Annotated in this window: 14 protein-coding genes; 5 read left to right on the forward strand and 9 right to left on the reverse strand. The window is 36.3% G+C overall.

Annotated elements, in window-relative coordinates; all coding sequences use genetic code 11:
• Nucleotides 1-13: 13 nt before the first annotated feature.
• A complete protein-coding gene (locus FG27_RS10250; protein WP_037318709.1) occupies nt 14-730 on the reverse strand; it encodes an energy transducer TonB in 717 nt (238 codons plus the stop codon).
• Nucleotides 731-948: 218 nt separating this feature from the next.
• On the opposite strand from FG27_RS10250, the gene FG27_RS10255 reads away from it, so the two are divergent.
• Entirely contained in the window at nt 949-1,386 is a 438-nt protein-coding gene (locus tag FG27_RS10255; RefSeq protein ID WP_037318711.1) for a hypothetical protein, read from the forward strand.
• A gap of 107 nt (nt 1,387-1,493) precedes the next feature.
• Here FG27_RS10255 and FG27_RS10260 read toward each other — a convergent pair whose 3' ends face one another.
• Complete coding sequence (locus FG27_RS10260) at nt 1,494-2,576, reverse strand: endonuclease/exonuclease/phosphatase family protein (RefSeq protein WP_037318714.1); 1,083 nt, start codon at nt 2,574-2,576, stop codon at nt 1,494-1,496.
• Nucleotides 2,577-2,675: 99 nt separating this feature from the next.
• On the opposite strand from FG27_RS10260, the gene FG27_RS10265 reads away from it, so the two are divergent.
• Genes FG27_RS10265 through FG27_RS10275 form a run of 3 tightly spaced genes read left to right on the forward strand, consistent with a single transcriptional unit; the run spans nt 2,676 to nt 7,415 of the window.
• Nucleotides 2,676-5,489 carry a TonB-dependent receptor gene (locus FG27_RS10265; protein ID WP_037318716.1) on the forward strand — a complete coding sequence of 938 codons (2,814 nt, stop codon included), beginning with the start codon at nt 2,676-2,678 and terminating at the stop codon, nt 5,487-5,489.
• A gap of 10 nt (nt 5,490-5,499) precedes the next feature.
• Nucleotides 5,500-6,882 (forward strand): DUF5689 domain-containing protein, encoded by a 1,383-nt coding sequence (locus FG27_RS10270; protein ID WP_037318717.1) that lies wholly within the window; start codon nt 5,500-5,502, stop codon nt 6,880-6,882.
• A gap of 32 nt (nt 6,883-6,914) precedes the next feature.
• Nucleotides 6,915-7,415 (forward strand): hypothetical protein, encoded by a 501-nt coding sequence (locus FG27_RS10275; protein WP_037318718.1) that lies wholly within the window; start codon nt 6,915-6,917, stop codon nt 7,413-7,415.
• Between the two features lie 114 nt (nt 7,416-7,529).
• Here the strand turns inward: FG27_RS10275 and FG27_RS10280 are convergent, their stop codons facing one another.
• The gene (locus FG27_RS10280; protein WP_037318719.1) at nt 7,530-8,258 is read right to left on the reverse strand and encodes a hypothetical protein; all 729 of its coding nucleotides are present in this window, start codon (nt 8,256-8,258) and stop codon (nt 7,530-7,532) included.
• Between the two features lie 234 nt (nt 8,259-8,492).
• Here FG27_RS10280 and FG27_RS10285 point away from each other — a divergent pair, with 234 nt between their 5' ends.
• Nucleotides 8,493-9,545 (forward strand): hypothetical protein, encoded by a 1,053-nt coding sequence (locus FG27_RS10285; RefSeq protein ID WP_037318720.1) that lies wholly within the window; start codon nt 8,493-8,495, stop codon nt 9,543-9,545.
• 55 nt (nt 9,546-9,600) lie between these two features.
• Here the strand turns inward: FG27_RS10285 and hflX are convergent, their stop codons facing one another.
• The 6 genes from hflX to FG27_RS10315 all read right to left on the reverse strand — a co-directional run bounded on the left by hflX (nt 9,601) and on the right by FG27_RS10315 (nt 13,762).
• Nucleotides 9,601-10,821 carry a GTPase HflX gene (gene hflX / locus FG27_RS10290; RefSeq protein ID WP_037318721.1) on the reverse strand — a complete coding sequence of 407 codons (1,221 nt, stop codon included), beginning with the start codon at nt 10,819-10,821 and terminating at the stop codon, nt 9,601-9,603.
• Between the two features lie 225 nt (nt 10,822-11,046).
• On the reverse strand, nt 11,047-11,940 hold the full coding sequence (locus FG27_RS10295; RefSeq protein WP_037318723.1) for a DUF3078 domain-containing protein: 894 nt from the start codon (nt 11,938-11,940) through the stop codon (nt 11,047-11,049).
• A 57-nt stretch (nt 11,941-11,997) separates the two neighbouring features.
• Nucleotides 11,998-12,510, reverse strand: coding sequence for a DUF2480 family protein (locus FG27_RS10300; protein WP_037318725.1), 513 nt, complete (start codon nt 12,508-12,510; stop codon nt 11,998-12,000).
• A gap of 77 nt (nt 12,511-12,587) precedes the next feature.
• Nucleotides 12,588-12,911, reverse strand: coding sequence for an iron-sulfur cluster assembly protein (locus tag FG27_RS10305; RefSeq protein ID WP_037318727.1), 324 nt, complete (start codon nt 12,909-12,911; stop codon nt 12,588-12,590).
• Between the two features lies 1 nt (nt 12,912).
• Complete coding sequence (locus tag FG27_RS10310) at nt 12,913-13,341, reverse strand: SufE family protein (RefSeq protein ID WP_369794114.1); 429 nt, start codon at nt 13,339-13,341, stop codon at nt 12,913-12,915.
• Nucleotides 13,334-13,762 carry an META domain-containing protein gene (locus FG27_RS10315; RefSeq protein WP_081912611.1) on the reverse strand — a complete coding sequence of 143 codons (429 nt, stop codon included), beginning with the start codon at nt 13,760-13,762 and terminating at the stop codon, nt 13,334-13,336. The genes FG27_RS10310 and FG27_RS10315 overlap by 8 nt, the downstream gene beginning before the upstream one ends.
• Between the last annotated feature and the right edge of the window lie 3 nt (nt 13,763-13,765).

Consider the following 13,765-nt stretch of genomic DNA (forward strand, 5'->3'; position numbering starts at 1 on the left):
ATTTGAAATTTTTTTATTCCTGAACCTGGAAAATTATAGGTAAGGCATAATTTACCTTTACCGGCTTTCCACGTTGTTTTCCCGGTTGCATTTTTGGTAGAGCTTCAATAAGTTTTTTGGCTTCTTCTTCTAATTTTGGATGCGGAGTGCGAGCCTGGATGTTTACGATATTTCCATTGGTGTCAATTTGAAAGAGGATATTAATACGGTTTACTCCAGTGAGCCCCAATTCGCTTCCCAGTTCTTTGTTGAAATTCTTGTTTACATAGCTGGTAATTTTCTCGCTCATACAGGTTTTTCTTTCAGTATTATCTTTCAGATTTTCACAGCCCGGGAATATTGGTACATCTTCAATTAAAGTAAAAGGTACGGTTTCTGGATCTTCATTGGGTGTAGGCTCTATGATATCTTCTGGCTCAACAATATCTTCCAGACTTATTTCAGTCGGCTCAATTTCGTCTTCTTTAACTTGAGAATCATCTTTAATAACATCTATCACATCGGGAATTACCGGTGGTGCTGGAGGTGGAGTCCTGACTAATTCGGTAATTGGGACAACTTCATCCTCCATAGCATCTAAATAAACCTGCTCCCTGGTATATTCTTCCCTGTCATAGGTTTTCCACTCTATCATTAATAGACTGACTAATAAAGCGAGGATAAGTCCTATTGATAAAAACAGGTTTGATTTTTTTCGAAGATCGGCTTTGGCATTTTTCTTAGGTTTCATAAGAGATTAGATTTAATAGTTAGTAATTAAATAAGAAACTTAATAGAATGGCTGGTATTTTGAATTACTATCAATTAAAATGCCAAAAAATAATATAATATTTATCACAATCCCTGTTAAGGTGTAAAAAGTAAACTTAAGGTGTGTTTCTAAACTAAGAAGTATAATCAAGTTGCTTTTTTATAGAAAATCCTATCTTTACTAAAAATTTTACTTCTATGTATGCAACCGTTCAATTTATACACTCTTACTGGGCGTATTTAGTACTTATTGTTTTGTTTGTAGCCTCAATAAATGCCATTATTGGTTTTGCTTCTAATAAAGAATATGCAGCCACTAATTTTAGGATCGCGCTTTTTACGCTTATCACTTCCCATATTCAGCTTTTAATAGGAATTGTTTTATACTTTGTATCTCCTTATTTCTCGGTTCTTTTGGAAGAAGGAATGGGCAAAGTAATGCCAGATCCAACGCTTAGACTTTACCTTATAGAGCATCCACTAATTATGATTATCGCTGTTACATTAATTACCATAGGATACTCTAAACATAAGAGTAAACTAACTTCTAAGCCAAAGTTCAAAATACTTGCTATATTTTATACTATCGCATTGATTTTAATGCTTAGCCGTATTCCCTGGAGTGCCTGGTTTTAGAACGGTTTTCTATCGCTTTTGATAAATTTTTACGCCTCGATGTTTTCCATCGAAATTAAGCTGGAATTTAATTTTCATACCTCTGGCGTGTCATGAGTTATTGGGTTTTACTCCCCTTCTTCAGGGGAACTGACTTCTTTTATTAAGTAAATATAAACTGGAAAATGGTCGCTGTAACCGCCCTGATAGCCACTGTACCCATAACTCCGAAACGGATATCCCTTATATTGTCCTTTTTCTGTAATTAGGTATTTTTTATTAAAAATTCCTGCCTTATAAAACTGAAAACTAGTGTAGTCTTTTTTGGTTAAAGCTCCTGAAATAAATATCTGGTCAAATAAATTCCAGCCGTCTCTATAGGCCAGGGTACCCATTCCCCGTTTTTGCATATTTTCCATGGGATTATACAATTGATGTTCGCTCAAACCTTCCTGATCGGCTTTTGTTGCAAGAATTTCTTTGATACTTTTATTGGTAGGATCGTCGTTGAAATCACCCATACTTATAACTCGAGCAAGTGGTTCCCTTTTAAAAATCGAATCCAGGATTGTTTTATTTAAGTTTGCTGCTTTTTCCCGTTTATAACTGCTAGCTGCTTCACCGCCACTTCGGGATGGCCAGTGGTTCACTATAAAATGCATTTTTTCTCCATCAATTGCTCCACTCACCACCAATTGATCCCTGGTATAAACACGCTTATTCGGTTCACTGCTATTATAGATTACTAACTCGTGAGAAACAGAGTTTTCCAGTCTGAAAATATCCTTTCTGTAAAGTAGCGCTACATCAATCCCTCGGCGATCTGGAGAGTCATAATGCACTATCCCGTAGTTATATTCCTGTAGTATTGGCTCATTTATAAGATCTTCTAATACCTGGCGGTTTTCAATTTCACAAATACCTATAATTTCGGGAGGCTGCTGCGTTGTTTCTCTGCCAATTTCAGAAATCACCCTTGCCAGTTTCTTTAATTTATCTCGGTATTTTTCAATAGTCCAAACATCGTCTCCTTCCGGTGTGCGATCATCATCGAAAGTGAATGGATTATTCTCGGTGTCAAATAGATTTTCAACATTATAGAATGCAATGCTTATAATTTTATAGTCCTGTTTTTCCTGTGAGAAAAGACTTTCAACAGAAAACAAGAATAAAAGACAAAAGCCTAAAAAGGGAAAAACACGGGTAATCATAATCTTACAAAACCTTTAAATTATTCACATAAAACACTGATAAATTGCTATTTATGTAATAAATATCTAAACTTATATTGATTATGCAATTAAAAACTAATGAAATTTGTATTATTTCTTCTCTTTTTGGGGTTGATACACTCAGCCTCCCTCGCGCAGGAAACTTCTCTGGGAGGAACATTAGTAGATGCACAAAATTATAAGAAATTAGCTGGCGCAGAGTTGTTTATTGAGAAAAGCTTTTTTAAAACAATTTCAGATGAAAATGGAGCATTTTTATTTACTTCAAAAAAACTTCCGCTCGGCGAACAGGTTTTAAGAGTAAGCCTCACCGATTATAAAGAACTTCGAATTCCAATAGTTATTGAAACTGGAACCGAAAAAGATCTCGGCTTGATTCTAATGCATCCTATTCTTGCAGATTATGCCAATCAAATTAGCACGATAAGCCTTTCTGATGCTGAGCTGGATGAAGATGAAGCCCAGATAGATAATCTCTCTGGGCTTTTGCAGGCTTCTCGCGATATTTTTCTTAATGCAGCGGCTTTTGATTTTAGTCAAACATTTTTTAGACCACGAGGCCTGGATAGTGAACATGGGAAAGTTTTAATTAATGGGGTAGAAATGAACAAAACCTATACCGGCCGCCCGCAATGGAGTGCCTGGGGAGGCCTAAACGATGTGCAGCGTAACCAGGTTTTTTCTATGGGCTTAACTCCTTCAGATGTAAGTTTTGGGGGACTGGCAGGAACCACTAATATTATTATGCGCGCTTCACAGTACGCAAAAGGAGGGAAAGCTTCTATTGCAGCGGCAAATAGAAGTTATTTTGGAAGGTTAATGGCCAGTTATGGCTCTGGAGAATTAAAAAATGGCTGGGCTTATTCCATTTCTGCTTCTCGTAGATTTGCGAAAGAAGCTTATGTAGACGGTACTTTATATGATGCTAATGCTTTTTTTCTATCTGTTGAAAAAACTTTTAATGAGAAGCATAGTCTTAATTTCACCGGATTTTACACGCCAAATATTCGCGGAAAATCTTCACCCAATACAGCTGAGGTTTTTGAACTAAAAGGAAGAAAGTATAACGCTTATTGGGGCTACCAGGATGGTGAAATTAGGAATTCCAGGGTTAGGGAAATAAAAGAGCCTATATTAATGCTAAATCATTTTTGGGAGTTTTCAGAAAAAATGAGCATTAATAATAATTTCGCTTTTCAGTTTGGGAAAACAGGAAATTCAAGAATAGATTTTGGAGGAACCAGGCTGGCTGAAATTAACGATCAGAATAGTTATGTTGGTGGTGGGACCAATCCAGATCCTACTTATTATCAAAAGCTACCCAGTTATTATTTACGTTTTCCCGATAATCCTAATTATGAAGCGGCTTACCTGGCGCAACAGGATTTTAAAGAAGATGGTCAATTAAATTGGCAGCAGTTATATAATGCTAATACTGCTGCCGGTTATACTGTTTATGCTCTGGCTGAAGATCGTAACGACGACCTGAAATTCGACTTGAATTCAATTATTTCTGCTAAAATTAGCGAGAGTATAAGTCTGGATGGAAAATTGGCTTTTTCATATTTGAACTCTCATAATTTCGCTTCTATAAAAGATATGCTTGGCGGAGCTACTTTTTTGGATGTCGATTTTTTTGCTGAAGGTGACCAGGAAGCCTCCCTGGAACAAAGAGCCCAAAGCGATCTTCAAAACCCAAATCGAAATGTTACCGAAAATGAACCGTATAAATATAATTTCAGGTTATTTGCGAGTAACGTTAATGCTTTTGGTCAATTAAATTTTGATTACGACCGGTTTGATTTTTATTTAGGCACTACCGCATCCCAAACTTTCTATCAACGAAATGGCCTTTTCCAAAACGGGAATTATCCTGATAATTCTTTAGGTAAAAGCGGAAAACTAAATTTTACAGATTTTGGTGGGAAAGCTGGCGCTAATTATAAAATCACTGCAAACCATTTACTGGCCTTTAACGCGGCCTGGTATAGCAAAGCACCAAACCTTCGTAATTCTTTCTCAAACGCTCGCCAAAACAACGAGGTGGTAATTGGTCTACAAAGCGAACAACTGCAGAATGTAGATTTAAGTTACCGGTATAGATCAAGCAATATTAAAGCGAGACTTTCTGCTTACTACACCCAAATCAAAAACGCCACCGAGATATCTTTTTATTATGCCGATGGCCTTTCTGGATTGGGTAGAAATAGTACTACTGCTTTTGTTCAGGAGGTTTTAAGCGGAATTAATAAGCAACATTTGGGCCTTGAAATGGGAATGGAAGCGCAAATAACTTCAGCTATAAAACTTAAGGCAGCGGCAGCAATGGGGCAATTCACCTATAACAATAATCCTTCGCTGTATTTAACTTCAGATGATTTCAATGATATTGTGGATTATGGCACTTCTTACATTAAAAATTATCGGCTTGCCGGTGGCCCGCAAAGAGCTGCTCAAATTGGTTTTGAATATCGAGATCCCGGTTATTGGTGGTTCGGCACTACCTTTAATTTCTTTTCTCATGCCTTTTTAGATGTTAGTCCCTTAACACGAACTTCAAATTTTCTAAATGATACCGATGGCCTGCCTATTTTAAATTATGACGAGAATGTTGCCGCAGGACTTCTCAAACAAGAACAATTTGATAATTATATGCTGGTAAACGTCATTGGTGGAAAATCCTGGCTGGTTAAAGGCAAGTTTATAGGGTTTTTTGTTAGTCTCAATAATATTTTTGATCAGCTTTATAAAACCGGTGGTTTTGAGCAATCCCGAAATGCCAATTATAGAACCCTGAAACGAGACCGCGAGAGAGAAAACCCCATTTTTGGACCTAAATACTGGTATGGTACGGGCGCATCCTACTTTGCTATGATTTATTTAAGATTTTAAAACTTTAGCGATGAAACATTTTAACTTAATAATGTACTTGATTTTTGGGGGTTTATTATTTACTTCCTGCGTGAAAACCGATGATTTTGAACTACCAGAGCCCAAAACTAAAGAGATAAATATTGAAGGAAATATTACAGGAATCTCTGCGGTAAAAAGCAATTTTAACCCTGAAACCAAAGAAATTTATGTCTTTTCTGAAACCAATACCTGGATGGAAGCCTACGTTGTCTCCAGTGATGAAGGTGGAAATTTCTATAAAGAATTGGTTTTACAGGATAAACCTGAAAATCCTATCGCGGGAATCCTTTTGTTGGTGGACGATAACTCCCTGTTTGAAACCTATAATTTTGGTAGGAAAATCTATGTGAAGTTGGACGGGCTCGCTTTATGGTCTAATAATGGCGTGCATCAGCTAGGAGTGCAGAATAGGGGTGATGTTGTGGCGATACCCCCTTCCCGAATTGACGATCATATTTTAAGAACAAGTGAAACTGCTGAAATCGTTCCGCTCCATCTTGAAATTTCTGCTTTTAATGAAACTCACGAAAATTTATTGATTAAAGTAAGTAATGTTCAATTTAACCGTAACCTGCTTAGGGAGCAACATCACTACACTTTTGCTGGTGAGATAACCGATCAATATGATGGAGAAAGGCAACTGGAAAGCTGTCGTACCGGAGCAACCGCTACGCTTAGCACCAGCACTTTTTCTGGATTCAAATCTTTGTATTTGCCTGAGAAATCCGGGAGTCTGAAGGGTATTTTAACTCGAAATTTCTACGATGATTATTTTGTAATTGCAGTAAATTCTCCTGATGATTTTAATTTTGATGGAGAACGCTGCGACCCTAATTTTTTAACCTGTGGGGATAATATTTTTGGGGGTAGCGAAGTAATATTTGAAGAAAATTTCACAGGAATTACCAGTCAAACCACCTTGAAAGATAAAGGATGGATTAATGTAAATGTAAACGGAGGTAAAACATTTGAACCGGGAACTTTTGGTGGAAACCGATATATACGTGTTTCAGCATTTAATACTGAAGAAACACCTATGGAAGCCTGGTTGGTGAGTCCGTTAATAGATTTAGATAGTATTTCTAGGGCAAAATTGTCTTTTGAGATTATGTCATCTTACGATAATGCAACCATTCTTAATGTTTTAGTTACTGAAGAATTTACCGGCAATATACTAACCACAACCTGGAGACCTTTAGATGCAGTAATTCCCATTGGGCCAACAAATCAATACGGAAAAGGTTTTAAAAAAAGTGAGATAGATATTTCCTGTCTAAAAGGAGATATTCGTTTTGCATTTAAGTATTTGGGGTCGGCTCCAGATAAAACCACAACTTATGATATTGATAACATACGCATAAGCGGGAATTGAGTAAATTGGAGAATTATTTTAAAAATTAAAATATGAAGCAAACTTTACCCGACGATCTAAATTTAAACTCTCTTCATCCTGCCTCGAATCGAGATGTTTTACTTTTAAATCTTGTGGGTTTGCCACAAAGAGTTTGTATGTTATTTCTTTTTTTACTTCTAACTACATTTGCAATTGCGCAGCATTCTCAAGATTTTGCCGGTAGCTGGTTTTGGGAATCTCCAGACGGGCAAAATACTATGGAATTACAACTAGAGTATGAAAATCAAAAAACTATTAAGGGGAATCACTGTGTGACTTTTAACCAGGGGAAAAAAACCGATTGTAAGCGAAAAAATGCTGGTACTTTTACAATTAATTTGGTGAAAATCGCCGAAGGGGTTTACGATGGAACTATAGAAAGCGCTGTAAGTTTTACTTCGGGAAAAATACGTTTGCAATATATAGACCGGGAGAAGGCAATTCAGTTTCGTCTAAAAAAAGTGCCTCCTGGCGAATTTTATATGCCAAAGGAGGCTTTCTTAATTAGATAGGTTTACTCGATAATCGAGATTAAATGCTCCTAAGCTTGCCTCAAAATCAAATTATTTTTCAATAATAATGCTTCGTGAGCTTGCTCAGAAGTAGTTTATTTGTTTGAAATAAATTTATTTCTGATAAGCTTTGTTATAGGGAGACCAGATTTCATAAATAGGATCTCCTTTAGAACTTTTTCCTTTATGGTGCCACTTACCATCTTTTACTTCATATTGAAACTCCAGGCTTGCTCCTACACGGCTTGCATCTCTGGAAAAGAATTCAATATTTTCAGTATATACACCATCTTCGGCAGTATAAGTTCCGCCACCAGTGCCATTAAATTCTTTTGTTGCTGAATTAAAAGCGATCCATTGAAATCTTCCACCGCTTAAAATTTTTACTGTACGCCTGTCTCCGGGAGTCATCGAGTTCATCTCGCCGTCTCTTTCACGGCCGGTTATAACCCAGTTTCTTGTAAGTTCATTGGTATCTTCAGAAATTCTTTCCCAAACTTTTGTGGTTATACCATCAGATATTTCCATTTTATTATCCCCTTCCCAACTAATGTTATATTCGTGCTCTGCACCAATTTCTTCCTTTTCGTAAGTGTCAAAATCTCGAATTTCAGTAAAAGTTTCATCGCCCAGGCTCAACTCCCCACCGGCAGCTCCTAAAAATTCGTTATTACTTATGTTTTTAGAACCAAGAGCAAAATAATTATCCTGAATAATTTTAATCACTTCGCGATCTGTAACGGCTTTTCCATCTTTTTGTATAAGCTTCCAGGAACCTTCAATACTTTGTGCTGAGATTAATCCAAAGCACAAAAGAAGCGGGAGTAAGAATATTTTTTTCATTGCAGTAAGTTTATGTTTTCCCTAATTTACGGAATTTTTTATATCTGGAGTACAATCAATTTTCGACTAATTGGTCCTAAATGAAAAGTTAAGAGTAAAGTTAAATTGCATATTATGAAGTTAAAATTCTTAAACTAAATATAAAATTGAATGAAATTCAGAGAATATTAACTTTTGGTGAATATTACTTATTTAGGTTTGTGAATTAATAAGTTTAATCAATTAACAAAACCTATGAAAAATTACAGATTTTATTTAATGAGTTTAGCTACAGTAGGCCTTATGGCGAGCTGTAGTAACGATGATGATGTGGTAGATAATACTGATGATGATATGCCCGGTGAAATGGATCGTGCAGAACTTTATGTTACTAGCGGTAGTAGCGGAAATGTAACGGTTTATAATATGGGCGATACGCCAAGTACTACAACTTTAAATACCAATTCTAGCTCAAATGAAGGTGTTTTTTACGATTCTTCAAACGATGAGTTGCTAGTAGCTTCACGTTCAGATAATCGTATTAATTCTTTTATGGGTATATCTGATATGCTTATGGAACAAACAGCAGATCTTGAACTGAATATAAGTTCAGAAAGTGATCTGGAAAGTCCTAGAAAAATTGCTGTGAATGGTAACACTGTTGTGGTAGCCGATAACGCTGATGTAGATGGAGATGATACTACTGATGATGGAAGATTTTTTATCTATACAAGAAGCGAGGACGGATTAATGCTTAGGAATACAGTAATTGTTGATTTTGCCGTTTGGGGAATTACTTTTAATGGAAATAGTCTTTATGCAGTTGTAGATAAAACAAGCGATCTGGCTATTTTCGATAATTTTTCAGGCACTTTTACTGCAGATGAAGAAATTATGCCTACAAAAAGAATTACCATTGAAGGTATTGTAAGAACCCACGGGATTGCTTACGATAGTGACGATGATGTTCTTGTGATGACAGATATTGGAAGTGCAGATTCAGATTCTGATGGTGCTTTTCATTTTATTGAAGACGCAAATTCAAAAATTGCTGCTGTGGAAGATGGTGGAATGTTGAGCGTTTCTGAGCAAGTAAGAGTTGAAGGTGATAATACTTTTTTAGGAAATCCTGTAGACGTAGTTTATGATGAGGAAAGTGAAAACATCTATATTGCTGAGGTAGCTAACGGTGGCGGTAGAGTTCTTGCATTTGATGATGATGATTATGAAGCCGGTGGGAATATCTCTCCAATTGTTAATAACGAATTGGCTGGAGCTAACTCTCTTTTCTTTCATGAGGAGGACTAAGAAAGTTTAAATTCAAATAAAAAACCCGAATGGAAACATTCGGGTTTTTTTGAATTTATTTCTCTTCACCGTATTTATCATATTCCGGGTAGAGGAAATTATTATAAGGGAAGCGAGTGATATGTATTTTTCTAACCGTTTCATAAACTCTCCTTCTAAAATCTTCCATGTTTTCCTTATTCAAAGCCGAAATAAACAATACGTTTTCTCCCATTTTGTTCATCCAGGTTTGTTTCCACTCTTTAAGGGTATAATGAGCTTTTGTCTTTTCAGTTATTAAATCGTCTTCTTCAATCTCTTCAGCTTCATATTGATCAATTTTATTGAAAACCATAATTGTTGGCTTGTCATTACTTTTGATCTCACTCATAATCTGGTTAACAGATTCTATATGATCTTCAAAATTGGGGTGAGAAATATCTACCACGTGTAACAGTAAATCGGCTTCCCTAACTTCATCTAAGGTAGATTTAAAAGACTCTACCAGTTGTGTGGGGAGTTTCCTAATAAACCCTACCGTATCGGTTAACAAGAAAGGTAAGTTTCGAATCACCACTTTTCTTACCGTGGTGTCTAAAGTTGCAAAGAGTTTATTTTCGGCAAAAACTTCACTTTTACTAATGGTATTCATTAAAGTAGACTTGCCCACGTTGGTGTAGCCAACAAGAGCAACTCGCACCAACTGCCCGCGGTTACCGCGTTGCACTTCCATTTGTTTGTCTATGGTCTCAAGTTTTTTCTTTAAAAGAGAAATTTTATCTCTAACAATCCTACGGTCAGTTTCAATTTCTGTTTCTCCGGGACCACGCATTCCAATACCACCACGCTGGCGTTCAAGGTGAGTCCACATTCCGGCCAGTCTTGGTAATAAGTATTCGTATTGCGCTAATTCCACCTGTGTCCTGGCGTAGCTGGTTTGTGCGCGTTGTGCAAAAATATCTAGAATAAGCGTAGTTCGATCTAAAACTTTACACTTCAGTATTTTCTCTATATTTTTTTGTTGTGCTGGTGAAAGTTCATCATCAAAAATAGCAGTACCTACATCATTCTCATCAACAAATTCTTTTAACTCATTCATCTTCCCTGTCCCAATAAAAGTTTTGGGATTGGGTTTATCCATATTTTGACTAAAACGCTTTATTACTTCTCCTCCAGCAGTATAGGTAAGGAACTCCAGCTCGTCCAGATATTCTTCTAATTTATCATGCCCCTGTTCTTTGGTAACAATACCAATTAAAACAGCTTTTTCGTGGGTTAGGTCGGTTTTTTCAATCATAAATACAAAGTTACATAATAGATTGCTACTGCGTTTTTTGTGGAAATTATTTCAACATATATTTAACTAAATTAACTACTAAAAACAACAAACCCGCCGGATTAAGGCAGGTTGTATTCATTTCATCTTCTGTTACCGTCACGCTGAATTTATTTCAGCGTCTAAGTACTATCCAAAACAAAATAGATAATGAAATCAGCGGGACGCTACGAATTAGTTTTAATTTTAAAATCCATAGTTAAATCCTAAGCCAAAAACTTCTCTAATTTGAAATCCTTTTACAGCATTATCATCATAAATGGCCTGGAAAATTAGATTCGTGGAAAGATAATCGTTAATCTTCATTTTCATGTTCATAGTATAATCTATATCCACATTCTGCGGATCTTCAAGGTAGTTGGAGTATAAATTCAGCATATTTTCCATTCTAACATTATCAATGATATCAAACTTGGCGTATCCAGAAACGGAAGTTCCTAATTCAAATCGCATCGCTTTGTTAGCATCAACGCCAAAATAATCGCCATCAGCATAATCTGGGCCTGAAGTAAAAGATTTATCTACAAAAACCATCCGGCCGGTAGCCGGAGCAATGTTTACGTAAAAATTTTCACTTTTTTTCCAAAGCATACCTGGACCAAACTGAAGGTACCCGGGGGAAAGGAAATGTGTGTATTCAGTTCTGGTAGTTTCTCCAGATTCTGGGTCTTCCCCGAAGTTATAACCTTTTGCAATTTGTGTTCTAAAATTTAAGAAAAGTGAATAAAACCAATTTGAATCCTCTACTTGTTTCCCGGCAATGGAATTAAATTCTAACCTATCACTTGTTTTTCTTTCAAAAGCGTCACCGCGTTGTTTGGTAAGTCCATAGTCTACCATCAATTTATTATCCCAGGTGAAATCGTCTTTTAAATAATTGAAATCATAGTTAAAAAGAAAATTTCCTGCCAGGTTTGATGTTCCGCCTCCGGTCCATTCATCATTAAAAGCCGATTGATTGAAAAGCAGGGAAATACTTCCTTCTTTAGTCCATCCTTCTTGTTGTTCTTCTTCCTCTTCCTGAGCCGACAAATTAAAAATCCCGCCAAAAATGGCGAGAGCAAGTACTAATTTTTTCATTTAATTATTCTTTTCTGTGTATTAATGCGTTATGATCCCAGCATCTCTTGATGCATCTTAATTTTTTGGTTTTTTATATAAAGGCACAGCCGAGCAAGCCTCGCCATACATTAAACTTTTTACAACAGGTTGTAGCTTTTCAATTAATAATAAATATGCATTTTTTGGAACCGGCTTTTGTGAGCAACCTTTTACAATAATTGCTTTATCTTGAAGTTCACTAAGATCCATTTTTTGAATAGCTTCTGTATATAAAACGGTTTCCAGTGTTTCGAGGTCGCCGGTTACTACTTTTTTGACAAAAGGCTGTAAATACGTGGCCAGTAGCATATAAGCCCAGGCAGGAATAATAGCATCAGAAGAGCAGGTGAGCGCTACAAATTTGTTTTTGTACTGGTTCCAATCGTGATTTTTGGCTTGTTCTCTAAATTCTCCTTCACGCAGCACAAAACCTTCAAGTAGCCAATCTTTAACATCAAAAATTACGCGTTCTCCTTCCTGATAATAATCTTCAAGATTGAAAGTAATTAGTTTGCTATTGGCTACTCGGTTTATAATTTCTTCAGCCATAAAATGGGTTAATGGTTAAAAGTTAATAACATTTAAAGCATAAGTTTTTATTCCCCCATTGGGAGCTGGGGGGCTTTTTATAAAAGTCCCAATTCCAGTTTTGCTTCTTCGCTAATAAGATCCTGATTCCAGGGTGGATCAAAGGTTATCTCTACTTCGGCATCTTTTACCGAATCTATAGAAGCTACTTTCTCCTTAACTTCCTGTGGTAGGCTTTCGGCTACCGGGCAGTTTGGTGTAGTAAGTGTCATTAAAATCTTTACTTCGTAATCGGTATTAACCATCACGTCGTAAATGAGCCCTAATTCATATATATCTACAGGGATTTCAGGATCGTAAATGGTTTTTAAAACCTTTACAATTTTCTCTCCTAATTCCTGGGTGTCTATTTCCTGTTCCATCTTAGTTTAATTGTGTTTGGTATGCCACAGCATACATTTTAAGTTGTTTGATCATACTCACCAAACCATTGGCGCGGGTAGGAGACAAGTGCTCTTTTAGGCCAATTTCGTCAATAAATTTCGTGTCGGCTTCAATAATTGCTGAAGGGTGATGATTTGAAAATGCCCTGATTAAAATGGCAACAATTCCTTTGGTGATTATCGCATCACTATCGGCTGTGAAAATTAATTTTTCATCTTCCAGCTCGGCGTGAACCCACACTTTACTTTGACAACCTTTAATAAGGTTTTCGTCAATTTTATATTTCTCGTCTATTAATGGAAGTGCTTTTCCAAGCTCGATCATATATTCATAACGCTGCATCCAATCCTCAAACATTGCGAATTCGTCTACAATTTCTTCCTGTATCTCCTGTATCTTTTTACTCACTTTCTTCTGTTTTTTGCAGGCTTAAAAGCTCTTGATTGTCTTGAGATAAAAATATTAAATCTTTATCGCTAATCTTTACATTTCTAATTTCTGGAATCACCTCTCCAAAAATTTCTTCATATTCCATTTTACCTTCGCAGTACATTTTTGTTCCCAGCGGCGGATTAAATTTTACGATGGAATCTTCAATTTTATAGGTGGCTACGAAATTATTACAACCGGTTTTTCCCGAAAGTCTTTTTTCTTCACCATTAAAATTGAAAATAAAACCTTCTGAAGAAATATCTTCTCCATCCATTTCCAGCAATTCGTAATCGCCATTAAGGGACTTGAGGTCTGCGGGATCTTCTGAAACTTTTTCTGCTGAATTTCCGCAGGAAAGCATTAAAAATATGCTGAGTATAAATAAGATTTTTTTCATTCT

This window comes from Salegentibacter sp. Hel_I_6 (genome assembly GCF_000745315.1).
In the GTDB taxonomy this organism is placed as follows: Bacteria; Bacteroidota; Bacteroidia; order Flavobacteriales; family Flavobacteriaceae; genus Salegentibacter.